The organism is Drancourtella sp. An57, assembly GCF_002161525.1.
Classification (GTDB): Bacteria; Bacillota; Clostridia; order Lachnospirales; family Lachnospiraceae; genus Sellimonas; species Sellimonas catena.
Genome location: NZ_NFHY01000008.1, coordinates 14,724 through 41,125, shown reverse-complemented (window position 1 = coordinate 41,125; position 26,402 = coordinate 14,724). Strand labels below are relative to the sequence as shown.

Here is a 26,402-nt window from a genome sequence, read left to right as displayed (position 1 = left end):
GCTTACATAACCTTTATATAAAAAGGGAGGAAAAAAGAAAGTCAAGATATGCAACAAAACGTGGCATTTTAACACGCACACCTAAAATATGGATAAAAAGAACCGGGAGGGCATCAGCCCTCCCGGCAGTTTATTTTCTATGATACTTTTCTTCGCAGTATTTGCAGCGGTATTCTTCACGTTCCGGATCCGTCAGAATAAACACATGATCCAGCTCCTGCTCGATGGAAGTGATGCATCTCGGGTTTTTGCAGCGGATCACATTGGTGATTTTTTTCGGAAGCTTCAGAGACATTTTATCTACAATTTTTTCATTCTCAATGATGTTTACCGTAATATTGTGATCGATGAAACCAAGGATGTCCAGATCGATCATCTCCAGAGGACATTCAATTTTGATGATGTCCTTCTTCCCCATCTTGTTGCTTTTTGCGTTCTTGATAATCGCGACACAGCAGTCCAGCTTGTCGAGACGCAGATATTTGTAAATATCCATACTTTTTCCTGCCTGGATATGATCCAGTACAAAGCCTTCGGAGATTCTTCCGATATTCAATGTATTTTTAACCATAATTAGCTCCTTTCCAGATTTGCAGATCAGTCGACATGGATGTCGAGAAGAGTAAGAATCAGTGCCATCCGTACATAAACACCGTATTTGGCCTGCTTGAAATAAACGGCGCGTGGATCGTCATCCACTTCCACGGAGATTTCATTTACTCTCGGGAGCGGGTGGAGCACAAGCATATCCTTGCTGGCAAGTTCCATCTTTTTCTTGTCCAGAATGTAGAAGTCTTTCATACGGACATAGTCTTCCTCGTTGAAGAAACGTTCTTTCTGAACACGGGTCATGTAAAGGATGTCCAGATCCGGAAGTGCTTCTTCCATACGGACAACCTCTTTGTATGGAACATTGTTGCGTCTCAGTACATCGTGGCGGATGTAGGTTGGAAGACGCAGCTCCTCAGGGGAGATCAGTACAAAGTTCAGATTGTCATAACGGACAAGTGCCTGAATCAGAGAATGAACAGTACGCCCGAACTTCAGATCTCCGCAAAGACCGATTGTCAGGTTGTTAAGACGCCCTTTTAAAGAACGGATCGTCAGAAGGTCCGTCAGCGTCTGGGTCGGATGCTGGTGTCCCCCGTCACCGGCATTGATAATCGGAATAGAAGAATGGGCAGCGGCTACCATCGGAGCGCCTTCCTTTGGATGACGCATCGCAACGATGTCAGCATAGCATGCCACAGTCCGAATCGTGTCCGATACACTTTCCCCCTTTGCAGCGGAACTCGAATCGGCAGAAGAAAAGCCAAGAACACTTCCGCCCAGGTTTAACATGGCAGCTTCATGACTTAAACGGGTACGGGTACTTGGCTCATAAAACAATGTTGCTAATTTTTTTCCTGCACAGGCATGTGCATATTTCGCTGGATTATTTTCAATATCATTGGCAAGATCTAAAAGCTTGTCCAGTTCTTCCACGGAAAAGTCCAGCGGACTCATTAAGTGTCTCATATAACATCCTCCTCTTGCTACCTAGCTCTCCTAATAATATATAATAAATTGATCTTGTTTTCAACAGCCAATTCAAATATGAACGTAGATTTTGCAGAAGAAATGTATTATAATATGGAAGAGTTTAAGCGAAGGAGGAAGCAGATGGCATCGTTAGAGGAACTGCGCGGTGAGCTGGATTGTCTTGATGAGCAGATCATCGCTTTATTTGAAAAACGGATGGAAGTCTGTTCTTTAGTTGCAGACTATAAGATTGAAAATGGAAGAAAAGTCTATGACCGGGCAAGGGAGCAGGAGAAGCTGCTAAAAGCAGCATCCCGGGTGGAGCATGCGTACAACAAGAAAGGAGTACAGGAGCTGTTTACCCTTCTGATGTCGGTCAGCAGGAAACTTCAATATCAGAAACTTTCCGCCTGCGGGACAACGGGGAGACTTCCGTTTATAGAAGTAAAAGAGCTGGATGTAAAGAATTCACGGATTGTATTCCAGGGAGTGGAGGGAGCCTACAGTGAGGCGGCGCTGAAGCAGTATTTCGGAGATGAAGTCAACAGTTATCATGTACGTACCTGGAAAGATGCGATGGACGCCATCGAGGATGGAGCAGCGGATTTTGCCGTGCTCCCGATTGAGAATTCTTCAGCAGGCGCAGTGAATGAGGTATACGATCTGCTTGTAGAATATGAAAATTATATCGTGGGAGAGACCGTGCTTCCGGTCAGCCATGTACTTGCGGGACTGAAGGGGAGCAAAGAGGATGAGATCACAAGAGTCTATTCCCATCCGCAGGGGCTGATGCAGTGTGAGAAATATCTGTATGACCATCCTGCAATGGAGAAGATCAGCGTACCGAATACTGCGGTTGCGGCACGCAAGATTGTGGAGGAGCAGGATGTGCACCATGCGGCAATCTGCAGCGCCTGCGCGGCTTCTTTATACGGACTGGAAATTCTGCGGGAGCAGGTCAACGACAACCGTCATAATTCCACCCGCTTTATTATTGTGACCAACCAGAAGATTTTTCTGGAGCATGCGGACAAGATCAGTATCTGTTTTGAACTTCCGCACGAGAGCGGCTCGCTTTATCAGATACTGTCCCACTTTATCTACAACGATCTCAATATGACAAAGATCGAATCACGGCCGATCGAGGACAGGCCTTGGGAATACCGCTTTTTCGTGGACTTTGAGGGGAATCTGGCAGACGGAGGCGTGAAAAACGCGATCCGGGGACTGCGTGAAGAGACGAAGAGCATGAAAATACTGGGGAACTACTAGAAAACAGAAAAGAAGGAAGAGAAGATGCATACAAACGAACTGATGATTTACAGAAATATGGAATATGGTCGGATTCTCCAGGATATGACTTTTCTGATGGAGCATGCGGGAAGTGATTATTATAATCCGGAGGATCTGAAAAATCTGTTCTTTGAATGTGTCAATAAGATCCTTGAGCTTTCGGAACAGCATGGTCTGGAGGGAAATCTGTGGCATACCTATCTGACATTTCTGCTCGTTAACGACGAAAATGCCTACAGCACAGCCTGCGAGATCCGGGGAGCGGTTGAGGGAAGTGTCAATGACGTGGCGCTGCATGATTTCGCGATTATGAAGGAGCTGTTTGACTATGATGTAAAGGGGCTCGGTGAGAAACTAGGCACGAAAGCCCACAGGATTTTATTTGACTATCAGGGAACGAGGCAGGAAGGACATGTCTACAACCGTAGGGTAAGAGACCGGATCTGCACGTTGGCTGTCCACCTTGCAGGGACTTCTTCTCCGGAAGAATTTAAAACAGTCATGACCCAGTTTTACAAGGAGTTCGGGGTAGGGAAATTCGGGCTTCACAAGGCTTTTCGGGTCGAACATACTGAAGAGGGTGCCAGGATTGTTCCGATTACCAAGATTGCCCATGTCAGACTGGATGATCTGGTAGGATATGAGATCCCAAAGAAGAAGCTGATTGAAAATACAGAGGCTTTTGTACGGGGAAGAAAGGCGAATAACTGCCTGCTGTTTGGGGACGCGGGAACCGGAAAGTCCACTTCCATCAAGGCAATTCTGAACCAGTACTATGAAGAAGGACTGCGTATGATCGAAGTGTACAAGCACCAGTTCCAGGATCTCAATGATATCATTGCCCAGATCAAAAACAGGAATTACAAGTTTATCATTTACATGGATGATCTTTCTTTCGAAGAATTTGAGATTGAATATAAATATCTGAAAGCGGTGATTGAAGGCGGTCTGGAGCGTAAGCCGGATAACGTTCTGATCTATGCCACATCCAACAGAAGACATCTGGTACGGGAACAGTGGAGCGATAAAAATGACAGAAGAGATGATGATCTTCACACATCGGATACGGTACAGGAGAAGCTGTCCCTTGTGGCGAGATTTGGGGTATCGATCTTTTTTGTCGGTCCGGATAAAAAAGAGTTCCAGAATATCGTTCTCGAACTTGCAAAACGGAACGGCATTCAGATGGAGGAAAACGAACTTCTGCTGCAGGCAAATCAATGGGAGATGACCCACGGCGGCAGATCAGGAAGAACAGCACAGCAGTTTATTGACTACCTGCTGGGGAAAGCATAAAACATAAGAAAAGAGAGGATGAGACGATGAAAAAAGAGAATGTAAAGTATGGAGCGTATGTGCAGATTTTAAAGGAAGAGCTGGTACCGGCTATGGGATGTACGGAGCCGATCGCACTGGCCTATGCAGCGGCTAAGGCAAGAGAAGTTCTTGGAGTAAAACCGGACAAAGTGAAGATCGGCGCAAGCGGAAGTATTATTAAAAATGTAAAATCGGTAATTGTACCGAATACGGATCATCTTAAAGGAATACCGGCGGCAGCGGCAGCCGGAATCATTGCAGGAAAACCGGAAAAAGAACTGGAAGTCATCGCAGAAGTATCACAAGAACAGATTGAGGAGATGAAAGACTTCCTTAAGAACACGGATATTTCCGTAGAATACGTGGATAACGGCATCACTTTTGACATCATTGTAACAGAGACAAAAGGGGAATCCAGCGCGACAGTACGGATCGCGAACTATCATACAAACATCGTACTGATTGAAAAAGACGGACAGGTACTTTTTGAGGAAAAGGTAGAAGGCGAGAAAGAAGAGGGACTGACGGACCGTTCTCTTTTGAATATGAAAGATATTCTGGATTTTGCAGAAACCGTGGACATCGAAGATGTCAGAGAAGTGATCGGACGCCAGATCCGGTATAATACGGCGATTGCACAAGAGGGATTAAAAGGAAACTATGGTGCAAATATCGGAAGTGTTCTTCTCGAAATGGAAGGGGACAATATTCGTGTCCGGGCAAAAGCTATGGCAGCAGCAGGATCTGACGCGAGAATGAACGGATGTGAACTTCCGGTAATCATTAATTCAGGAAGCGGCAATCAGGGAATGACCTGCTCTCTTCCGGTGATTGAATATGCTAAAGAACTGAATTCCGGGGAGGAAAAGCTGTACCGGGCACTGACGTTGTCAAACCTTGTGGCAATCCATCAGAAGACCGGAATCGGAAGATTGTCCGCATACTGTGGGGCAGTCTGCGCAGGTGCGGCGGCAGGAGCCGGAATCGCTTATCTGCACGGAGGCGGATATGAAGAGATTGCACATACGGTAGTCAATGCGCTTGCGATCGTATCCGGAATTGTCTGCGACGGGGCAAAGGCATCCTGCGCAGCCAAGATCGCATCTTCAGTGGAGGCGGGAATTCTTGGATATAACATGTATAAATGCGGACAGCAGTTCTATGCAGGCGATGGTATCGTGACGAAAGGCGTTGATGAAACGATCAGAAATATCGGACGTCTTGGCAAAGAAGGCATGAGGGAGACTAATGTCGAGATCATTGATATCATGGTAGGAGAAGGATGTAAATAAACGAAAGTAGGTGAAAAGATGCCGGCTTTTTTCGATGACATCGAAGCATTTCGCGGGGATGGAAGCAGAAACGAAAAGGGAGAATCCCTGGAAGCGTTTCTGGAAAAGTATGATCCTTACAAATACAAAAATCCATGCTGTACGGTGGACATGGCAGTATTCGGGTATTCCGGAACAGAACCGGATCGGGCAGAGGACCTGAAAGTCCTCCTGATCCGGAGAAAGAATCATCCGAGTATCGGAGACTGGGCACTGCCTGGCGGGTTTATAGATCTTTATGAAGATCTGGAAGAATCCGCAAAACGAGAACTTTATGAAGAGACACATATTGAAGGAGTCGAGACAGAGCAGATCCGGGCCTTCGGAGATGTCAGAAGAGATCCGAGAGCGAGAGTGATCACTACTGCATTTATGGCTCTTGTCCGGCTGGAAGATGTGAAAGCACAGGCAGGCGATGATGCAAAGGATGCGGCCTGGTTTACAATTGATGTCAGCGAAAAAGAGACAGAAGAAGGGAGCTTCTATGCGATGGAGCTTTCTAATCCGGAACGGAAGCTTCTGTTGAAACCTTTGGTCTGTCTTCGGGAAACCGGAGAATTGATCCGAAAAGAAGAGACTGTCATCCGGGACCGCGGCCATGTGGCATCTGATCATGCGGCCATTCTGCTTCTTGCCTGGCTGAAACTGAAACGCAGGATGGAAAACGCAAGAGCAAAAAAGGAGACAAAAATCAAATGAAATGGAATAAATTCAGACTACAGACGACAACTCAGGCGGAGGATGTTGTCAGCAGTATTCTTACGGACCTCGGAATCGAGGGCGTGGAGATCGAGGATAAGGTTCCGCTTACACAGAAAGAAAAGGAGCAGATGTTTGTCGACATTCTGCCGGAGACCGCACTGGATGACGGCGTGGCGTATTTAAGTTTTTATCTGGAAGAGAGCGAGGACAAAGAAGCAGTTCTTGAGAAAGTCAGAAATGAACTGGACGAAATGAGAGAATTCATGGATCTGGGACCTTGCACGATCGAGGAATCCCAGACCGAGGATGTGGACTGGGTCAATAACTGGAAACAGTATTTCCATCAGTTTTACGTGGATGATATCCTGATTATTCCATCCTGGGAAGAGGTAAAGCCGGAAGATGAAAGAAAGATGATCATTCACATTGATCCGGGAACTGCATTTGGAACGGGTATGCATGAAACGACACAGTTGTGCATCCGCCAGATTAAGAAATATGTGACGGATACGACCCGGATTCTGGATGTAGGATGCGGAAGCGGGATTCTTGGCATGCTGGCACTGAAATTCGGTGCGGCCTATTCAGTGGGAACGGATCTGGATCCGTGCGCGATTGATGCCACCCATGAAAATATGAAAGAAAACGGGGTGGAAAAAACCCGTTATGAGGTCATGATCGGAAATATCATCGATGATAAAGAAATTCAGGACCGTGTCGGATATGAAAAATACGATATTGTTGCGGCAAATATTCTTGCGGATGTCCTTGTCGCCCTGACTCCGGTGATTGTAAACCAGCTGAAACCGGGCGGAATTTATATTACAAGCGGCATTATTGATGACAAGGAAGAAGTCGTGAAACAGGCAGTGAACGATGCGGGACTGGAGCTTCTTGATGTAACTTATCAGGGAGAATGGGTCTGTGTCACAGCGAAAAAGCCGTTGGATAAGGCAGGAGAGTAATCAGCATGCAGCATTTTTTTGTGACACCGGAACAGGTGGAGGAAGAAGAGATTACGATTACGGGAAGCGATGTGAACCATATCCGGAATGTGCTGCGCATGAAGAAAGGCGAACAGCTCGAAATCAGCGACGGCAATAATAAAAAATATTTGTGTGAGATCCGGGAAATGACTGCGGATACCGTTCAGGCCGGGATTCTGGAGGTTTATCAGACAGATACGGAGCCGGCCTGCCGGACTGTCCTGTTCCAGGGGCTGCCAAAAAGCGACAAGATGGACTGGATTGTGCAGAAGGCTGTGGAGCTTGGTGTATCCGAGATCGTTCCGATGGCTACCCGCAGGGCGGTCGTAAAGCTTGACGCGAAGAAAGCAAAAAAGAAGACGGACCGCTGGCAGGCAATCGCCGAGAGCGCCGCAAAACAGGCGGGACGCGGAGTGATACCGGAGGTTCACGATGTAATGAGCTTTTCGGAGGCGCTTGCCTTTGGCAGGACACTGGATCATGTATTCATACCGTATGAGCTTGCCGAAGGAATGGAAGAGACGAGAAAACAGCTTCAGTCACTGAAAAAGGGAGAATCTGCAGGGATTTTTATCGGACCGGAAGGCGGATTTGAAGTGGAAGAAGTAGAAAAAGCCGCGGCGGAGGCCGGGGCGGCTCCGATTACACTTGGTAAACGGATCCTGCGTACCGAGACGGCGGGACTATTTGTACTTTCTGTTCTCTCGTATCTGATGGAAGAATAAAACCGGTGTCAAGATCCGGAAGAAATCATATGGTAATAAAAAAGGCGGAAAGGTAAGATCTGATGGAAGTATATTTGGACAATTCGGCAACAACAAAAGCATTTGACGAGGTCGGCGATCTGGTCCGGAAGGTGATGTGTGAGGACTATGGAAACCCGTCATCCCTGCACCGGAAAGGGATGGAAGCAGAGCAGTATGTCCGCAGCGCGAGGGAGACTTTCGCGAAAATCCTGAAAGTCCAGGAAAAGGAGATTTTCTTCACTTCTGGAGGGACAGAAAGCGATAATCTTGCATTGATCGGGACGGCACGGGCATACAAAAGACGCGGTAACCACCTGATTACAACGGCGATTGAACACCCGGCCATTTTAAATACGATGCGGTATCTGGAAGACGAGGAAGGATTCCGGGTCACCTACCTGCCGGTGGACCAGTACGGCAGAGTGAAGCTCTCCGCGCTCCGGGAAGCACTCTGCAAGGAGACGATTCTTGTTTCCATCATGTATGTAAACAATGAGGTCGGATCTGTTCAGCCGGTCAAGGAGGCGGCCGGCATTGTGAAGGCATACAACAGGGAGATTATTTTCCACTCGGATGCCGTACAGGGATTTGGAAAGTACAGAATTTTTCCAAAAAGAGAAGGAATCGACCTCCTGACAGTCAGCAGCCACAAGATTCACGGACCGAAAGGAATGGGAGCGCTTTATATCAGCGACAAGGTGAAAATCCGTCCGATTGTGTTCGGAGGGGAACAGCAGAAAAATATCCGGTCCGGAACGGAAAATGTGCCGGGAATCGCGGGATTTGCTCTGGCTGCAAAAATGGTTTATTCGGATCTGGAAGAAAAGACGGCGCGGATGCGGAAACTGAAAGAGCGTTTCATAGAAGGAATCAGGCAGGTGGACCATGTGTCTGTACACGGACTGCCGGATGAAACAAGCGCTCCGCATATTGTCAGTGTCGGAATTGCCGGAATCCGGAGTGAAGTACTGCTTCATACACTGGAAGAAAAAGGAATCTATGTATCGTCAGGCTCGGCCTGTTCTTCAAATCATCCTGGTATCAGCGGGGTGTTAAAGGGAATCGGTGTGGAGCGTGAATATCTGGATGCAACACTGCGGTTCAGTCTTTCAGAGTTCACGACAGAAGAAGAAATTGACTATACGCTGAAAACATTATATAATTGTATACCGATGCTCAGAAGATACAGACGGAGATAAAGGAGAAAGAAATGACATTTCAGACGTTTTTGATAAAATACGGAGAGATTGCGATCAAAGGGAAGAACCGTTACATGTTTGAAGACGCACTGGTGCGTCAGATCCGCTTTGCTCTTCACAACACAGAAGGAACATTCCGTGTGCATAAATGTCAGGGGCGCATTTATGTGGACTGCGACGGATATTATGACTTTGATGAGACCGTTGAGAGCCTGAAAAAGGTATTCGGGATTGTCGGCATCTGCCCGGTTGTCCGGACAGAGATCAAAGAGTTTGAAGAATTGAAAAAAGATGTAGTGGCATACATGGACGAAGCATATCCGGACAAAAATCTGACATTTAAAGTGGAGTCGAGGCGCGCAAAGAAGACCTACCCGGTCAACTCCATGGAGATGAACTGTGATCTGGGAGAGGCGATCCTGGATGCGTTTCCGGAGATGCGGGTGGACGTTCACAATCCGGATGTGCTCCTGAACGTGGAGGTACGGGAAGAGGTTTATATTTATTCCCACATCATACCGGGGCCTGGCGGAATGCCGATCGGAACAAACGGCAGTGCCATGCTGCTCCTCTCGGGAGGAATTGACAGCCCGGTTGCAGGTTATATGGTAGCAAAAAGAGGCGTCGGTCTTGAGGCGGTTTATTTCCATGCACCTCCGTACACAAGCGAGCGGGCAAAACAGAAGGTAGTGGATCTTGCAAAGAAGGTGGCGGCTTACACCGGACCGATCCGGCTCCATGTTGTCAACTTTACAGATATTCAGCTTTACATCTATGATAAATGTCCTCATGATGAGCTGACGATCATTATGAGAAGATATATGATGCGGATTGCCGAGACGATTGCAAAGGAAAATGGCTGTCTGGGACTGATCACAGGGGAAAGTATCGGACAGGTTGCAAGTCAGACGATGCAAAGTCTTCTTGTGACAAATGAAGTATGTACCCTTCCGGTATACCGCCCATTGATCGGATTTGACAAGCAGGAAATCGTAGAGATTTCAGAAAAGATTGATACTTATGAGACTTCGATTCTTCCGTACGAAGACTGCTGTACGATCTTTGTCGCAAAGCATCCGGTGACCAGGCCGAAATTGGATGTGATCAAGCGTTCTGAGACAAGGCTGTCGGAAGATATTGACCGTCTCGTACAGGAAGCGCTTGACACAACAGAAGTCATCGATGTGGAAGCATAGGAGAATTGGAAAAGTTTCCAGAGTGAATGAGGGTCCTTTTGACTCTCTTATGGAATAAAAAAATCCCCCGCGCTCAACGTGGGGGATTCGATTTCATCTAAACAAGATAAGGTTTTAAAACTTCTAAAACTTCATCAACGCCAGCATCAGCGTGAATGTTTAAATCAATCGGTTTAGATAAATCCAGGCTGAAGATACCCATAATGGACTTTGCGTCGATTACGTATCTGCCGGATACTAAATCGAAATCGTAATCAAATTTTGTAATGTCGTTTACAAATGATTTTACTTTGTCAATCGAGTTTAATGAAATCTTTACTGTTTTCATTGGAAACACACTCCTCTCTCTTTGTTTATATCAATATCTTATGATAGTACAATTAAAAAGTCAAGAAACAACTTGCCAAAGAAATGGAAGAAATTTCGTCATATTTTATAAAATTTTAGAAAAGGACTGAGGAAAAAATGAAAAAAGCGGCACTTCATAATCTCGGATGCAAAGTAAACGGATATGAGACAGAGGCCATGCAGAAACTTCTTGAAGAAGATGGATATGAGATTGTCCCTTTTCATGAGAAGGCGGATGTTTATGTAATCAATACCTGCACAGTGACAAATATTGCTGACAGAAAATCCAGACAGATGCTCCACCGTGCAAGAAAGCTGAATCCGGAGGCGGTGATAGTGGCGGCAGGATGCTACGTCCAGGCACAGGAAGAAGCGGGACAGGCGATTGAGGGAATCGATATTCTGATCGGGAACAATCAGAAAAAGAATCTGATCAGCCTTCTCCATGCACATGAACAGCATGAGGATATAAAGGCGGTGATTGATATCAATCATACCGGCGAGTTTGAAGAACTCTACGTGGATTCAGCCGGAGACCATACGAGAGCCTACATCAAGATTCAGGACGGATGCAACCAGTTCTGCACGTACTGTATTATCCCGTATGTGCGGGGCAGGATCCGCAGCAGACAACCGGAGGAAATCGTAAAAGAAGTGGAACGGCTTGCGGATGCCGGCTATCAGGAAGTAGTTCTGACCGGAATTCATGCAAGTTCCTACGGGGTGGATTTTGTGAATCCGAAGATGGATCTGGATTCCTGGGTGACTATGGAGGGAGAAAAAAAAGATCTTCTCTACCTGATTCAGCAGATCCATAAAGTAGAAGGAATCAGGAGAATACGCTTAAGCTCGATCGAGCCGAGAATTATTACAGAAAAATTCGCAAAAGAACTTGCAAAGCTTCCAAAGGTCTGCCCGCATTTCCATCTGTCCATGCAGAGCGGCTGCGATGCAACGCTAAAGAGAATGAACAGACACTATACGAGCAGAGAATACTATGAAAAATGCGGTATTTTAAGAACGTATTTTGAGCATCCGGCGATTACAACGGATGTTATTGTAGGCTTCCCGGGAGAGACGCAGGAGGAGTTCGAGACGACCAGGGCGTTTATTGAAAAAGTCGGATTTTATGAGACTCATGTGTTTAAGTACTCCAGAAGAAACGGTACAAAGGCGGCGTCCATGCCGGACCAGGTGCCGGAACAGGAAAAGGCGGAAAGAAGCCAGATCCTGCTTGATCTCTGTAAAAAGAAAAAGAAAGAGTTTGAAGATCAGATGATCGGAAAGCAGGTAGAAGTCCTTCTGGAGGAAACCTTTGAAAAAGACGGGGTCCTTTACCGGACGGGCCTTACAAAAGAATATGTAAAAGTTGCGGTAAAGGCTGATAATACGAGGGAAAATCAGATTCTGGAAATGACCATTGAGAATCATTCTCAAATTATGGATTGAATTTTAGATGGGATTATATTAGAATAGAGTAGTAGTATTGGAGGTCGCAACGATGAAAGATTTATCAAACACACAGTTTTTCCAGGTGGGCCAGGGCCCGCAGATTCAGGCAAAGGATATTCTTGAGATCGTTTATAAGGCTTTGCGTGAGAAAGGATACAATCCGGTCAACCAGATGGTTGGTTATATCATGTCCGGAGACCCGACTTATATCACAAGCCATAACGGTGCAAGAAGTCTTGTCATGAAGATGGAACGAGATGAACTGGTCGAAGAGATGCTCAAAGCATATATTGAGCACAATGGCTGGGAGTAACGATGAGAGTAATGGGATTGGACTTTGGCGCGAAGACCGTAGGAGTCGCTGTGAGCGATCCTTTAGGTCTGACTGCCCAGGGGGTCGAAACAATTACAAGGACGCAGGAGAACAAGCTGAGAAAGACACTGGCGAGGATTGAGACACTTGCCGGAGATTTTAAGGTGGAAAAAATTGTGCTTGGATTCCCGAAACACATGAATAATGATATCGGAGAGCGTGCCGAGAAGACACTCGCGTTTAAGGAAATGCTTGAGAGACGGACCGGGCTTGAGGTGGAATTATGGGATGAGAGGCTCACGACAGTCTCTGCTGAGAAAGTACTGATGGAAAGCGGCGTGCGCCGGGAAAACAGGAAACTCTATATAGATAAAATTGCAGCAGTTTTCATACTGCAGGGATATCTGGATTCCGTTGGTATGAGAGGAGTTTAGAATGGAGAAAATTATGTTTATGCCGGAAGGTTCGGATCAGCCGGCAGCATTCTATGTTTTGGAACAGACAAAAATCAGGGGAATTTCCTATATTCTTGTGACGGATAAAGAAGAGGGAGATGCGGAATGTCTGATTTTAAAAGATAAAAGCAATAGCGAAGGGGAGGACTCCCTGTATGAGATCGTAGAAGACGAAGTGGAACTTCAGGCAGTATCGAAAGTGTTTGAAGAACTTCTGGAAGATGTGGGGATCGAACTGTAGCTTTTTGCGGATCTTATTACCAGTCAGAGAATGAATGGACGGAAAATAAAATCATGGAGGTGTAGATTTGAAAAAAACGAACAATTCAAAATTGCGTATCATTCCGATAGGCGGACTGGAGCAGATCGGAATGAACATTACTGCCTTCGAATATGAAGACAGTATTATTGTGGTAGACTGCGGTCTTGCATTCCCGGAGGACGACATGCTGGGAATTGATCTTGTGATACCGGATGTCACCTATTTAAGAGATAATATTTCAAAAGTGAAAGGGTTTGTGATTACCCACGGACATGAAGACCATATCGGAGCGCTGCCGTATGTATTGAAAGAACTTAATCTTCCAATTTACACGACAAAACTTACGATGGGCATTATCGAAAACAAGTTAAAAGAACACAATCTGATGAGGAGTACGAAGCGGAAAGTCGTACGCCACGGCCAGTCTATTAATCTCGGGAAATTCCGAATTGAATTTATCAAAACAAACCACAGCATTCAGGATGCGTCTGCGCTTGCCATTTACTCACCGGCGGGGATTGTTGTTCATACGGGAGACTTTAAGGTGGATTACACGCCGGTATTCGGTGACGCGATTGATCTGCAGCGCTTTGCCGAGATTGGAAAGAAAGGCGTACTGGCGCTGATGTCGGACAGCACCAATGCGGAGCGGCCGGGATTTACCCAGTCTGAACGTACGGTCGGACGGACATTTGACCATATTTTTGCGGAGCACACTAATACGAGAATTATTATCGCGACGTTTGCATCGAACGTGGACCGTGTGCAGCAGATTATCAACTCTGCTTACAAATATGGCAGAAAAGTTGTCGTGGAAGGACGGAGCATGGTCAATATCATCTCTACCGCCGCGGAACTGGGATATCTGGACATTCCAAAGAATACACTGATCGAGATTGACAAGCTGAAAAACTATCCTCCGGAGAAGACGGTTCTGATTACGACAGGAAGCCAGGGAGAGTCCATGGCGGCACTTTCCCGCATGGCAGCGGATATTCATAAAAAAGTGACCATTATGCCGGGAGATACGGTTATTTTCAGTTCCAACCCGATCCCGGGAAATGAGAAGTCTGTATCGAGAGTGATCAATGAGCTCTCTGCAAAAGGGGCAAATGTGATCTTCCAGGATGCCCATGTATCCGGACATGCCTGCCAGGAAGAACTGAAACTGATCTATTCTCTTGTGAAGCCGAAATATGCGATTCCGGTACATGGAGAGTACCGCCATATGAAAGCAAATGCGGGGATTGCGGAGCAGCTTGGAATTCCGAAGGAAAACATTTTCATTCTCCATGCCGGAGACGTGCTGGAGCTGGATGACAAGGGTGCAAAGATTGCTGACCATGTGCAGACGGGAGCGATCCTTGTCGATGGACTTGGCGTCGGCGATGTGGGAAATATTGTGTTAAGAGACCGCCAGCATCTGGCAGAGGACGGAATCCTGATCGTTGTTCTGACCCTTGCAAAAGGAACAAACCAGCTGCTGGCCGGACCGGATATTGTGTCCCGCGGATTTGTCTATGTACGGGAATCCGAAGGGCTGATGGAAGAGGCGAAAGAGGTGCTTGGTGTCGCTCTGGAGGGATGCTTAAGCAGCCGTAACGCAGACTGGAGCAAAATCAAACTTGTAATCCGTGATACCATGAATGAGTTTATCTGGAAGAGAACAAAGAGAAGACCGATGATTCTTCCGATCATTATGGACGTCAATGTATAGGCGGGAAAGGGACAAAACGGATGATAGTGGATGAGAGGATCGTAGATTACATCCGTTCACTGGAAACACGAAACAGCGAAATACTGGAAATGATTGAGCAGGAAGCACTTAAAGAGCGGGTTCCGATTATCAGAAAGGAAATGCAGAGCTTTTTAAAAGTGCTTCTGCTTTTGAAAAGGCCAGAACGGATTCTGGAGATCGGTGCCGCGGTCGGGTTTTCGGCACTGCTCATGAGCGAGTATGCTGGAAACGGATGCAGAATCGATACGATCGAAAATTATGAAAAGCGGATTCAGAAAGCTGAAGAAAATATCAAAAGAGCCGGAAAAGAAGAGCAGATTCATCTTCTGAAAGGGGATGCGATGGAGATCTTAAAGACACTGGAAGAACCGTATGACATGATCTTTGTCGACGCAGCGAAGGCACAGTATATTGCCTATTTTCCGGAAGTGATGCGGCTTTTAAACAAGGACGGGATGCTGATCTCGGACAATGTCCTTCAGGACGGCGGAATTATGGAATCCCGGTTTGCTGTGGAGCGGCGTGACCGGACGATCCACAGTAGAATGAGAGAGTATCTCTATCTTTTAAAACATGACGAAAGACTGGAGACAGCTGTCGTGCCAATCGGGGACGGGGCGTCTGTCAGTGTAAAGAAGGAGTGAACAAAAATGCGTCATCCGGAATTATTAGTGCCGGCGAGCAGCCTGGAAGTGCTGAAAACCGCAGTGATTTTCGGGGCAGATGCCGTATATATCGGTGGAGAGGCCTTTGGCCTTCGTGCGAAAGCGAAAAATTTTTCCATGGAAGACATGAAAGAAGGAATTGCCTTTGCGCATGAACATCAGGTGAAAGTCTATGTGACAGCCAATATTCTTGCGCACAATGCAGACCTTGAGGGCGTACGGGCATATTTTCAGGAATTAAAGGAAATTGGACCGGATGCACTGATCATTGCAGATCCGGGAGTGTTTGAGATCGCAAAGGAGGTCTGTCCTGAGATTCCGCGCCATATCAGTACACAGGCGAACAATACAAACTATGGTACCTACCTCTTCTGGCATCACCAGGGAGCGGAGAGGGTTGTGACGGCAAGAGAGTTGTCTTTGGATGAAATCCGGGAGATCCGTGAGCACATTCCGGATGACCTTGAGATCGAAACATTTATTCACGGGGCAATGTGTATTTCCTATTCCGGCCGCTGCCTTCTGAGCAATTATTTTACCGGCCGGGACGCGAATCAGGGGGCATGCACCCATCCGTGCAGATGGAAATATTCCATCATGGAAGAGACAAGACCGGGCGAATACATGCCGGTTTATGAAAATGAACGTGGAACCTACATTTTTAATTCCAAGGATCTGTGCATGATTGAGCACATTCCGGAATTGATGGAAGCCGGGATCGACAGTTTCAAAATCGAGGGAAGAATGAAGACGGCTCTCTATGTAGCCACTGTGGCACGGACCTACCGGAAAGCGATCGATGACTATCAGGAGAGCCCGGAGCTTTACGAGGAACATATGGACTGGTACAAAGAGCAGATCGCAAACTGTACCTACCGCAAATTTACAACAGGCTTCTTCTTCGGAAAGCCGAATGAAGAGGCGCAGATTTACAATAACAATACCTATCTGAAAAATTATACGTATCTTGGTATTGTAGACGAGATAAAGGACGGTCTCATCCGGCTGGAACAGAAAAATAAATTCTCTGTAGGTGAGGAGATTGAGATCATGAAGCCGGATGGAAGCGATGTGAAGACGAAAGTCCTTGCAATCTATGACAGCGAAATGCAAAGTCAGGAATCTGCCCCGCACGCCAGACAGCTTTTGTGGGTGAAGCTTGACAGGGAAGCATCCAGATACGACCTTCTGAGGAAAAAAGAAGAATAAAGAAGACATAGTATGTAAAACACGGCAGAAAACGCCGTGTTTTTTTAATCCTCAAAGAAGAGACGGAGTTTTTCAATAGCGCTCTTTTCAATCCGGGAGACGTAGGATCTGGAGATGCCAAGCCTTTTCGCGATTTCACGCTGTGTCAGGATTTCCTCGTTGTAGAGACCGTAACGAAGTTTCAGCACCAGACGTTCTCTCTGAGAAAGTTCGGATTCTACTTTTTGATATAGTTTTCCAATATCATCCTGGAGTGTGATCTGCTCATCCACTTCCCGTGCCTCGGATTCCATAATGTCAAAAAGACGGATTTCGTTTCCCTCCTTGTCAGTTCCGATGGGTTCGTAGAGGGAAACCTCCCCGGATACTTTTTTCCGGGAGCGCATCAGCATCAAAAGTTCATTTTCAATACAGCGGGCGGCATAGGTGGCAAGACGTACGCCTTTGTCCGGATTGAATGTCATGACAGCTTTGATCAGTCCGATGGTTCCGATGGAGATCAGGTCCTCGGTATCTTCGGAAAGATGCTGGTATTTTTTGACCACATGTGCTACAAGGCGCAGATTATGTTCAATCAGGATGTATTTTGCTTCCAGATCTCCCTCTGTATACTTCTGCATATAATACTGTTCTTCGTCGGCAGTGAGGGGCTGTGGAAATGATTTCAAGGGAATACGCACCTCTTAACATGTTTGCTATCAGTTTATGAGAATGTAGGATTTTTTGTGCTTTTCCAAAATAAGAATTGACATTTAGGGACGAAGGGACTACCATGAAAGCAAAGATCTGAAAATTCACATGCCGGTTCCGGCAGAAACAGGGATTCACCTGGGTATTTCAACGGGAAAATCAGAAAAAGAAATATGGGATTTGCAATGGTAAAATCAGCAGTGATGGATGGACTGACGGTGAGAGAAGTCTGCGTGGAGGCTGATACAGGGAGCGGCCTTCCGGTTTTTCACATGGTAGGGTATCTTTCGTCCGAAGTAAAAGAGGCTGGAGAACGTGTCCGGACAGCGATCCGCCATACAAGGGCGCGTCTGCAGCCCCAGAGGATGGTGGTCAACCTGTCGCCGGCAGACATTCGAAAGACAGGTGCCTCATTTGATCTTCCGATTGCGGTGGCCCTTGCTTTGTCGGCGGGGAGTATTATGGACCGGTGTGAAAAGAGGGTCCTTTTCATTGGAGAACTGAGCCTGGATGCCAGAATACGGAAGGTAAGAGGTATCCTGCCGATTGTTTCTTATGCCAGAGAAAATGGATACGAGATCTGTGTCGTACCGTGGGAAAATGAGACAGAAGGGAAGCTGGTTTCGGGAATCGAGGTGGTTGGAGCCGCCACGCTTTCCGAAGTATGGAATTTTCTTGAAACAGGGGAACGGCCGGTCAGAAAGCAGCAGGCGGCAAAAGTGCGTGACAGAGACAAAAGTGAGCTTGACTTTGCGGATATAAAGGGTCAAAGTGGTCTGAAACGAGCTTCGGAAGTGGCTGCCGCAGGAGGTCATAACATTTTATATCTTGGCCCGCCGGGTTCGGGAAAAACCATGGCGGCACAGCGGCTTCAGACCATTTTGCCGGATCTGGACGCCAGGACCGGGATGGAGGTAACGACGATCTACAGTGCAGCAGGACTTTTAGATGAAGCGCAGCCGCTGCTTATCCGGCCGCCGTACCGGGAAGTCCACCATACGGTAACAAAAGCAGCACTTCTTGGAGGCGGCAGATATCCGACACCGGGAGAATTAAGCCTTGCCCATGGGGGAATTCTTTTTCTGGATGAGCTTTCCGAGTATCAGAGAACGGTGCTGGATGCGCTGAGAGAGCCTCTGGAGACAAAGCAGGTACGGATAACAAGAAAAAAAGGCACTTACATCTTTCCGGCGGATGTACTGGTTGCTGCAGCTATGAACCCGTGTCCGTGCGGGAACTATCCGGATCTGGAGCGCTGCCGCTGTACACCCGGCGAGATTCACCGGTATCTTGGCAAGGTCAGTCAGCCGTTTTTGGACAGGATGGATATTTGTATCGAGACGCCGAAAATTTCCTACGGGGAGCTGACATGCGAAAAGCAGGAAGAATCTTCCGGAACAATCCGGGAAAGAGTGCTTCGGGCCAGGAAAATCCAGAAGAAAAGGTATCGGGAAAGGGAGATGTTGACAAACAGCAGAATGGGACGGAAGGAAATCGAGGAATTCTGCTGTTTAGAAGAAAAAGAGAAGCAGATGATTGAACGCGCGTTTGAACGCCTGAATCTGACAGCCCGCACCTACTACAAGACACTGAAAGTAGCGCGGACCATTGCGGATCTGGAAGGAAGCGGACAGATCCGTACGAATCATCTTGCGGAAGCAATCAGTTACCGGATGGTAGACCAGACAATATGGGGGAATCAGAAAAGATGAGTAAAGAAGAGGAGTTTGTATTCTGGCTGGCATGTATCCAGGGAATTTCATCTTCCAAAAAAAGACTCCTGCAGGAGACATTCGGCTGTGCGAAAGCAGTCTATTATATAGAAGAAACAGGACGGAAATCATGCTGGTTTTTAACGGAAAAGGAGAAAGCAGCTCTCAAAGAGCATCAGAAGGAGGCAGTTCTGGATGAACGGAAAAGAGTCTGGGAAAAGGCCAGGAAAAAGGGGATCAAGCTTACATACTGGACAGACAGTGCCTATCCGGAAAAGCTTTCCCGGATCGTGCAGCCACCCTATGCACTGTTCGGAGCCGGGAAGGAATGTTTTGCCTTTGAGGGTGTGACTGCGGCAATTGTAGGAGCAAGAGAGGCAAGCGCATACGGCAGGCAGATGACATATGAGTATGGGAGAGAACTGGCAAAAGCCGGAATGAACATCATCAGCGGCATGGCAAGAGGAATCGATGCTGCAGGACTGGAAGGAGCGCTGCTGGAAGGGAAAGGGCATTGTGCAGTGCTTGGTTCCGGAGTGGATGTCTGTTACCCGAAAGACAATCAAAGGCTTTATCAGAGACTTTGGGAAGACGGAAGGATCCTCTCGGAATATCCGCCTGGAACACCGCCGCTTGCCCGTAATTTTCCTCCAAGGAACAGGATCATCAGCGGGCTTGCCGATGTGGTTCTTGTAATGGAGGCAAGAAAAAGGAGCGGCTCTTTAATCACGGCTGACTTTGCGCTGGAACAGGGAAAAGACGTATATGCCCTTCCGGGGCCTGTGACCAGTGACTTGAGCCGGGGGTGCCACCAGCTGATCCGGCAGGGCGCTGGTATTTTGGTTTCACCGGAGGAATTCCTTTGTGATTTGCCGTATAAATTGCAGAAATCACTCATAGAATTCTGTAAAAATCCGGTTAAAAATTCAAACGAAAATGAAATAATGCTTGAAAGTCCTGAAAAATTGTTGTATAGTGTTCTGAGTTTGGAGCCTAAAAATATACAGGAAATCGAGGATCAGTTATCGCTTCCGAGAGGTGAAATCATGGAAGCGCTGTTGAATCTGGAGATGAATGGATGGATCCAGGAAGTTTCAAAAAATGATTATATCCGATTGAAGTAAGATTTGAAGTTGGATGGAGGAATAGGTATTATGGCACGTTATCTGGTGATTGTGGAGTCACCTGCGAAAGTAAAAACGATCAAAAAATTTCTGGGAAGCAATTATGTGGTGATGGCATCCCAGGGACATGTGCGCGATCTGCCGAAAAGCCAGCTCGGTATTGATGTAGAGCACGATTTTGAACCAAAGTATATTACTATTCGCGGAAAAGGAGAGATCCTTGCGCAGCTTCGCAAAGAGGTCAAAAAGGCGGACAAGATTTATCTTGCGACTGACCCTGACCGTGAAGGAGAAGCAATTTCATGGCATCTGACCAAGGCGCTGAAACTGGAAGGGAAAAAGGTTTACCGTATCAGTTTTAACGAGATCACAAAGAACGCAGTCAAGGAGTCCATCAAGAACGCCCGGGAAATCGATATGAATCTGGTTGACGCACAGCAGGCGAGAAGGGCGCTTGACAGGATTGTAGGATATAGAATCAGCCCTTTGCTCTGGAAGAAGGTAAAACGCGGCTTAAGTGCAGGCCGGGTACAGTCTGTGGCGCTTCGGATTATTGCGGATAGAGAGGCGGAGATTGATGCGTTTATACCGGAAGAGTACTGGACGCTGGACGCGGTTTTAAAGGTACAGGGAGAGAAAAAGCCTCTGCGTGCCAAATTCTATGGGACGAAAACAGAAAAAATAGTGATTCGTTCTGCCGAAGAAGAACAGAAGATAGAAAAAGAACTTGAGAATGCCGATTTTCATGTTGCAGAGGTCAGAAAAGGAGAGCGCACCCAGAAGTCTCCGCTTCCGTTTACTACCAGTACCCTGCAGCAGGAAGCATCCAAGGTACTGAATTTTGCGACACAGAAGACAATGCGGATTGCCCAGCAGCTATATGAAGGAATTGATATCAAGGGTCAGGGAACGGTTGGTATCATTACCTATCTCCGTACGGATTCCACCCGTGTTTCCGAGGAAGCGGAGCGTCTTGCGAGAGAATATATCTCCTCTGTTTACGGTGCAGAATATGTAGCGGACACAGAAAAGAAAAAGGACGGGGGAAAAAATATTCAGGACGCCCACGAGGCAATCCGTCCTACGGATATTTCCAGAACACCGGCTTCTCTCAAAGAGTCTCTTTCGAGAGACCAGTTCCGCCTGTATCAGCTGATCTGGAAACGCTTTGCGGCGAGCCAGATGCAGCCGGCGAGATTTGAGACGACTTCCGTCAAGATTGACGCGGGAAATTACCGGTTTACCGTTGCAGCATCCAAAATCGCATTTGACGGATTCCGTTCCGTTTATGTACAGCCGGATGAAGAAAAGGCAGAGAACAATGTCCTGCTCAAAGGACTGGATGAACAGTCCGTCCTGACAAAAGAGGATTTTGAAAAGAAGCAGCACTTTACGCAGCCGCCGGCACACTACACAGAGGCGTCTCTTGTAAAGGCACTGGAGGAACTGGGAATCGGACGGCCTAGTACGTATGCTCCGACGATTTCCACGATTATTGCAAGACGTTACGTTGCAAAGGAAAATAAAAATCTTTATCTGACCGAGCTGGGCGAAGTAGTCAACAATATGATGCTGAAATCTTTCCCAAGTATTGTGGATGTGAATTTTACAGCCAATATGGAAGGACTTCTGGACCGGGTTGCCGAAGGCAAAGTGCAGTGGAAATCGGTAATCAGCAATTTCTATCCGGATCTGGAGGAAGCAGTGGAAATAGCGGAAAAAGAGCTTGAGGAAGTCAAAATCGAAGATGAGGTGACCGATGTTATCTGTGAAGAATGCGGACGGAATATGGTCATCAAATACGGACCTCACGGGAAATTCCTGGCATGTCCGGGATTTCCGGAATGCCGCAATACGAAGCCGTATCTGGAAAAGGCGGGTGTATCCTGCCCGAAATGCGGAAAGGATGTGGTAATCCGGAAGACCAAAAAAGGAAGACGCTACTACGGATGCGAAAATAATCCGGAATGCGATTTTATGTCCTGGCAGAAGCCGTCTGACAGGAAATGCCCGAAATGCGGCAGTTATATGGTGGAAAAAGGGAACAAACTTGTATGCTCTGATACCTCCTGCGGGTATGTTGAAAAAAAAGAAAAAAAATAATTTCCGAAATTTATTGATAACATGGAAATTGTATGATAATATTAAAATATGAGCCGCATATTCTATAATTTGTTCGTACAATTACATGGAACAACGTCATGAATTTGAATGGAGGAAAATTATGAGTGTACAATTATTGGATAAGACGAGGAAAATAAACAAATTGCTTCACAATAATAATTCCAGTAAAGTTGTTTTCAATGATATATGTGAAGTGCTTACGGAAATTCTGAATTCAAATATCCTTGTGGTAAGTAGGAAAGGGAAAGTTCTGGGAATCAGTAAAAAAGAGGAGATCCGCCCGCTGACAGAACTGATTAATGGAGAAGTTGGCGGACATATTGATTCCATGCTGAACGAACGTCTGTTGAGCGTTCTATCAACGAAGGAAAATGTCAACCTCCAGACACTGGGATTCGATGCCGAAACAGCGAAAGGCTACCAGGCGATTGTATCTCCGATTGAGATCGCGGGAGAACGGCTTGGAACTCTGTTTATTTATAAACAGGATGAAGAATATGAAATTGACGATATTATTCTCAGCGAGTATGGTACAACAGTAGTCGGACTTGAGATGCTCCGTTCTGTCAATGAAGAGAATGCAGAGGAGACGAGAAAAGAACATATTGTTCAGTCGGCGATCAGCACGCTTTCGTTTTCAGAGCTGGAAGCGATTATCCATATTTTTGACGAGCTTGACGGTATGGAGGGAATTCTTGTCGCAAGCAAGATCGCGGACAGAGTAGGAATCACAAGATCTGTCATTGTAAATGCGCTTCGTAAATTCGAAAGCGCAGGCGTGATTGAGTCCAGATCCTCCGGAATGAAAGGAACCTATATTAAGGTGGTGAACGACTACGTATTCACGGAACTGGAAAAGATAAAAAAAGAAAAGCAAAAATAGAAAGGCATTGAACAGTAGGATATGCAAATAGAAGGGAGCGTCAGTATTCTGAGGCTCCCTTTTAGGAAAGGAGAAATAAAAATGTACGAGGACGGAGCTGCTGTTTTACAAATGAAAAAGGTATTTTTGAAAGATGAGAAATATAACCGGAAAAAATATATGACACGCATAAAAAACTATGATCCGCAGCAAGAAGAGATGACGCTTTACACAAGCCGGGGCGATGTGGACGAGTTTTCCCTGGATGCTGTATATGAATGTATTTTTGAAGTGAAAGAAGGCCGGTTCGGATGCGAAGGAGTCATTCGGAAACGTTTCCGCAGCCAGGAGAAGGATCAGGTTGTATTCCGGATTCAGAACGGGTTTTATAAAGTTTAAACGGACAGAATTATAAACGAATTATAAAGAATGAGAATGGATGTTGACAAATAAAATAGAGAGTGCTATTTTATTACTAGAGTGTTTTAGCACTCTAGTTCAATGAGTGCTGATAAACTGATAGGCAATGAAGGAGGAACAATCATGAAATTAGTACCATTAAGTGACAGAGTTGTATTAAAACAGATGGAAGCAGAAGAAACAACCAAATCCGGGATCGTGCTTCCGGGACAGAATAAAGAAAAGCCGCAGCAGGCAGAAGTCATCGCGGTAGGACCGGGAGGACTGGTCGATGGGAAAGAAGTGGAAATGAAAGTTTCTGTTGGAGATAAAGTCATTTATTCAAAATATGCAGGTACAGAAGTAGAGCTTGACGATGTAGAATATATCATCGTAAGACAGAGCGATATCCTCGCAGTGATCGAAGCTTAAATTCAGAGTGACAGATAATAATATTTAAAATAAACAGATTATGGAGGGATTTGAAATGGCTAAGGAAATCAAATATGGAGCAGAAGCCAGAAAAGCGCTTGAAGCAGGCGTAAATAAACTTGCTGACACAGTCAGAGTTACACTTGGACCAAAAGGAAGAAACGTCGTACTTGACAAATCATTCGGCGCACCGCTGATCACAAACGATGGTGTGACAATCGCAAAAGAGATCGAGCTGGAAGACGCATTTGAAAATATGGGAGCTCAGCTGATTCGTGAAGTTGCGTCCAAGACAAACGATGTAGCTGGAGATGGTACAACAACCGCAACCGTACTTGCCCAGGCAATGGTTCATGAAGGTATGAGAAACCTTGCAGCAGGCGCAAATCCGATTGTTCTTAGAAAAGGTATGAAAAAGGCAACTGACCTCGCAGTGGAAGAGATCGCAAAAATGAGCAGCAAAGTAAAAGACAAGGCTCAGATCGCAAGAGTTGCCGCTGTATCTTCCAGTGATGATGAAGTAGGAAACATGGTTGCGGACGCAATGGAAAAAGTTTCCAACGATGGTGTTATCACAATCGAAGAATCCAAGACAATGAAGACAGAGCTTGACCTGGTAGAAGGTATGCAGTTTGACCGTGGATATATTTCCGCATACATGGCAACGGACATGGATAAGATGGAAGCAAATCTGGAAGATCCGTATATCCTGATTACAGATAAGAAGATCTCCAATATTCAGGAGCTGCTTCCTCTTCTGGAACAGGTTGTTCAGGCGGGGGCAAGACTTCTTATCATTGCAGAAGATGTAGAAGGAGAAGCACTGACGACTCTGATCGTAAACAAACTGCGTGGTACTTTCAATGTTGTTGCTGTGAAAGCTCCGGGATACGGCGACAGAAGAAAAGAAATGCTTCGCGATATCGCAATTTTGACAGGCGGAGAAGTAATCTCTGAAGAACTGGGACTGGATCTGAAAGAGACAACTCTGGATCAGCTTGGCCGTGCAAAATCTGTAAAAGTTCAGAAAGAAAATACAACTATCGTTGACGGTATGGGAGAGAAATCTGAAATTGAAGCACGGATCGCGCAGATCAAGGCTCAGATTGAAGAGACAACATCTGATTTCGATAAAGAGAAACTTCAGGAAAGACTTGCAAAACTTGCAGGCGGTGTAGCAGTCATCCGGGTTGGAGCAGCTACAGAGACAGAGATGAAAGAAGCAAAACTTCGTATGGAAGATGCTCTTGCTGCAACAAGAGCAGCCGTAGAAGAAGGAATTATCGCCGGAGGCGGATCTGCATATGTACATGCGACAAAAGCTCTGGAAAAACTTGTTTCCGAAATGGAAGGGGATGAAAAAACCGGTGCTCAGATTATCATGAAAGCACTGGAAGCTCCTCTTTACAGAATTGCGGCAAACGCCGGACTGGAAGGTTCCGTAATTATCAACAAAGTGAAAGAATCAGAGCCGGGCATTGGATTTGACGCATACAAAGAAGAGTATGTAGACATGGTTGCAGAAGGAATTCTTGACCCTGCAAAGGTTACAAGAAGTGCCCTTCAGAATGCGACGAGTGTTGCCTCCACACTTCTGACAACAGAGTCTGTCGTTGCCAACATCAAAGAAGAAACACCGGCAGCAGCAGGAAATCCGGGCATGGGTATGATGTAAATATAAAAAATTCGAAAACTCCTCGCAAGAGGAGTTTTCTTTTTGTATCAGAAATGATATACTGATTAGGAATAAACAGATGGAGGAAACGTGTATGAGCGATTATTACACAGAACAATTAGTCAAAAAGAAACCGGAAGGGAAAGACATTATCATTAAGATTCTGCTGGTGTTTTGTACGGTCCTTTCCTTTTTCTTTGTTTTGTTGTTGCCGTTTTTGCTGATTCTTCCGGTGCTGATGATTGTACTGGACTACTTTATGTTCCGGAGACTGGATCTGGAATATGAGTATTTGTATGTGAACGGAGATCTGGATATCGACAAGATCATGGGAAAACAGAAGAGAAAAAGAGTATTTTCCATGAATGTCAATGACATGGATCTGCTTGCGCCGCTTGGAGCAGGAGAGCTCAACCAGTACAGAACCGGCAAGGTACTCGACTTCAGCTCCCATATGCCGAATGCGAGATGTTATGTAATGGTGATTACCAAAGACGGACATCAGACAAAAGTGATTTTTGAACCGGAGCAGGTTATTCTTGACGGAATGAGGATGCTGGCACCAAGAAAAGTCATTTTATAGAGAAAAAGAAAGAGTTGACAGCAGATATTTTTTTCGGTATTATATCATTTAATACAAAAACAGTCAGA

General features: G+C 46.2%; 27 protein-coding genes. 23 read left to right on the top strand and 4 right to left on the bottom strand.

The annotated features are described in order from the left end of the window. Positions 1-130: 130 nt before the first annotated feature. Positions 131-571, bottom strand: a complete 441-nt coding sequence (locus B5G11_RS07925) for an aspartate carbamoyltransferase regulatory subunit (protein ID WP_087168222.1) — start codon at positions 569-571, stop codon at positions 131-133. A 26-nt stretch (positions 572-597) separates the two neighbouring features. Beyond that, a complete protein-coding gene (pyrB, locus tag B5G11_RS07920; RefSeq protein WP_087168221.1) occupies positions 598-1,518 on the bottom strand; it encodes an aspartate carbamoyltransferase in 921 nt (306 codons plus the stop codon). A gap of 144 nt (positions 1,519-1,662) precedes the next feature. Between pyrB and pheA the strand changes: the two genes are divergently transcribed. From pheA to thiI, 8 genes are all read left to right on the top strand, one after another. Next, entirely contained in the window at positions 1,663-2,793 is a 1,131-nt protein-coding gene (gene pheA, locus B5G11_RS07915; RefSeq protein WP_087252774.1) for a prephenate dehydratase, read from the top strand. A 24-nt stretch (positions 2,794-2,817) separates the two neighbouring features. Beyond that, positions 2,818-4,110: an ATP-binding protein gene (locus B5G11_RS07910; RefSeq protein WP_087252773.1), complete on the top strand. Its 1,293-nt coding sequence runs from the start codon at positions 2,818-2,820 to the stop codon at positions 4,108-4,110. Between the two features lie 26 nt (positions 4,111-4,136). Continuing rightward, positions 4,137-5,423 carry an L-serine ammonia-lyase, iron-sulfur-dependent, subunit alpha gene (locus B5G11_RS07905; RefSeq protein ID WP_087252772.1) on the top strand — a complete coding sequence of 429 codons (1,287 nt, stop codon included), beginning with the start codon at positions 4,137-4,139 and terminating at the stop codon, positions 5,421-5,423. Between the two features lie 18 nt (positions 5,424-5,441). Continuing rightward, positions 5,442-6,161, top strand: a complete 720-nt coding sequence (locus B5G11_RS07900; RefSeq protein WP_087252771.1) for an NUDIX hydrolase — start codon at positions 5,442-5,444, stop codon at positions 6,159-6,161. Further along, positions 6,158-7,129, top strand: coding sequence for a 50S ribosomal protein L11 methyltransferase (prmA, locus tag B5G11_RS07895; RefSeq protein WP_087252770.1), 972 nt, complete (start codon positions 6,158-6,160; stop codon positions 7,127-7,129). The genes B5G11_RS07900 and prmA overlap by 4 nt, the downstream gene beginning before the upstream one ends. Positions 7,130-7,134: 5 nt before the next feature. Next, positions 7,135-7,875 (top strand): 16S rRNA (uracil(1498)-N(3))-methyltransferase, encoded by a 741-nt coding sequence (locus B5G11_RS07890; RefSeq protein ID WP_087168215.1) that lies wholly within the window; start codon positions 7,135-7,137, stop codon positions 7,873-7,875. A 62-nt stretch (positions 7,876-7,937) separates the two neighbouring features. Then, complete coding sequence (locus tag B5G11_RS07885; protein ID WP_087168214.1) at positions 7,938-9,095, top strand: cysteine desulfurase family protein; 1,158 nt, start codon at positions 7,938-7,940, stop codon at positions 9,093-9,095. Positions 9,096-9,106: 11 nt separating this feature from the next. Then, the gene (thiI, locus tag B5G11_RS07880) at positions 9,107-10,291 is read left to right on the top strand and encodes a tRNA uracil 4-sulfurtransferase ThiI (RefSeq protein WP_087252769.1); all 1,185 of its coding nucleotides are present in this window, start codon (positions 9,107-9,109) and stop codon (positions 10,289-10,291) included. Between the two features lie 97 nt (positions 10,292-10,388). Here the strand turns inward: thiI and B5G11_RS07875 are convergent, their stop codons facing one another. After that, the gene (locus tag B5G11_RS07875; protein ID WP_087168212.1) at positions 10,389-10,619 is read right to left on the bottom strand and encodes an HPr family phosphocarrier protein; all 231 of its coding nucleotides are present in this window, start codon (positions 10,617-10,619) and stop codon (positions 10,389-10,391) included. Between the two features lie 137 nt (positions 10,620-10,756). Between B5G11_RS07875 and mtaB the strand changes: the two genes are divergently transcribed. From mtaB to B5G11_RS07840, 7 genes are all read left to right on the top strand, one after another. Next, positions 10,757-12,088 (top strand): tRNA (N(6)-L-threonylcarbamoyladenosine(37)-C(2))-methylthiotransferase MtaB, encoded by a 1,332-nt coding sequence (mtaB, locus tag B5G11_RS07870; RefSeq protein WP_087252768.1) that lies wholly within the window; start codon positions 10,757-10,759, stop codon positions 12,086-12,088. Positions 12,089-12,140: 52 nt separating this feature from the next. After that, positions 12,141-12,404 (top strand): IreB family regulatory phosphoprotein, encoded by a 264-nt coding sequence (locus B5G11_RS07865; RefSeq protein ID WP_087168210.1) that lies wholly within the window; start codon positions 12,141-12,143, stop codon positions 12,402-12,404. Positions 12,405-12,406: 2 nt separating this feature from the next. Beyond that, positions 12,407-12,838 carry a Holliday junction resolvase RuvX gene (gene ruvX / locus B5G11_RS07860; RefSeq protein ID WP_087168209.1) on the top strand — a complete coding sequence of 144 codons (432 nt, stop codon included), beginning with the start codon at positions 12,407-12,409 and terminating at the stop codon, positions 12,836-12,838. A 1-nt stretch (position 12,839) separates the two neighbouring features. After that, positions 12,840-13,100 (top strand): DUF1292 domain-containing protein, encoded by a 261-nt coding sequence (locus B5G11_RS07855; RefSeq protein WP_087168208.1) that lies wholly within the window; start codon positions 12,840-12,842, stop codon positions 13,098-13,100. A gap of 67 nt (positions 13,101-13,167) precedes the next feature. Next, positions 13,168-14,838: a ribonuclease J gene (locus B5G11_RS07850; protein WP_087252767.1), complete on the top strand. Its 1,671-nt coding sequence runs from the start codon at positions 13,168-13,170 to the stop codon at positions 14,836-14,838. 20 nt (positions 14,839-14,858) lie between these two features. After that, a complete protein-coding gene (locus B5G11_RS07845; RefSeq protein WP_087168206.1) occupies positions 14,859-15,503 on the top strand; it encodes an O-methyltransferase in 645 nt (214 codons plus the stop codon). Positions 15,504-15,509: 6 nt separating this feature from the next. Beyond that, positions 15,510-16,733, top strand: a complete 1,224-nt coding sequence (locus tag B5G11_RS07840) for a U32 family peptidase (protein ID WP_087252766.1) — start codon at positions 15,510-15,512, stop codon at positions 16,731-16,733. Positions 16,734-16,777: 44 nt separating this feature from the next. On the opposite strand, the gene sigK is transcribed toward B5G11_RS07840, so the two are convergent. Next, positions 16,778-17,401, bottom strand: a complete 624-nt coding sequence (gene sigK / locus B5G11_RS07835; protein WP_087168204.1) for an RNA polymerase sporulation sigma factor SigK — start codon at positions 17,399-17,401, stop codon at positions 16,778-16,780. Positions 17,402-17,596: 195 nt separating this feature from the next. On the opposite strand from sigK, the gene B5G11_RS07830 reads away from it, so the two are divergent. The 8 genes from B5G11_RS07830 to B5G11_RS07795 all read left to right on the top strand — a co-directional run bounded on the left by B5G11_RS07830 (position 17,597) and on the right by B5G11_RS07795 (position 26,334). Further along, positions 17,597-19,135 (top strand): YifB family Mg chelatase-like AAA ATPase, encoded by a 1,539-nt coding sequence (locus tag B5G11_RS07830; protein ID WP_087168203.1) that lies wholly within the window; start codon positions 17,597-17,599, stop codon positions 19,133-19,135. Continuing rightward, entirely contained in the window at positions 19,132-20,259 is a 1,128-nt protein-coding gene (gene dprA, locus B5G11_RS07825) for a DNA-processing protein DprA (RefSeq protein ID WP_242958980.1), read from the top strand. The genes B5G11_RS07830 and dprA overlap by 4 nt, the downstream gene beginning before the upstream one ends. Before the next feature lie 30 nt (positions 20,260-20,289). Then, entirely contained in the window at positions 20,290-22,362 is a 2,073-nt protein-coding gene (topA, locus tag B5G11_RS07820) for a type I DNA topoisomerase (protein ID WP_087252764.1), read from the top strand. 121 nt (positions 22,363-22,483) lie between these two features. Continuing rightward, complete coding sequence (gene codY, locus B5G11_RS07815) at positions 22,484-23,266, top strand: GTP-sensing pleiotropic transcriptional regulator CodY (RefSeq protein WP_087168200.1); 783 nt, start codon at positions 22,484-22,486, stop codon at positions 23,264-23,266. A gap of 81 nt (positions 23,267-23,347) precedes the next feature. Then, entirely contained in the window at positions 23,348-23,644 is a 297-nt protein-coding gene (locus B5G11_RS07810) for a hypothetical protein (RefSeq protein WP_087168199.1), read from the top strand. A 144-nt stretch (positions 23,645-23,788) separates the two neighbouring features. Then, positions 23,789-24,076 carry a co-chaperone GroES gene (locus B5G11_RS07805; protein ID WP_087168198.1) on the top strand — a complete coding sequence of 96 codons (288 nt, stop codon included), beginning with the start codon at positions 23,789-23,791 and terminating at the stop codon, positions 24,074-24,076. Between the two features lie 55 nt (positions 24,077-24,131). After that, positions 24,132-25,751 carry a chaperonin GroEL gene (gene groL / locus B5G11_RS07800; protein WP_087168197.1) on the top strand — a complete coding sequence of 540 codons (1,620 nt, stop codon included), beginning with the start codon at positions 24,132-24,134 and terminating at the stop codon, positions 25,749-25,751. Positions 25,752-25,845: 94 nt separating this feature from the next. Beyond that, positions 25,846-26,334, top strand: coding sequence for a DUF6106 family protein (locus tag B5G11_RS07795; RefSeq protein ID WP_087252763.1), 489 nt, complete (start codon positions 25,846-25,848; stop codon positions 26,332-26,334). The last annotated feature ends 68 nt before the right edge of the window (positions 26,335-26,402 follow it).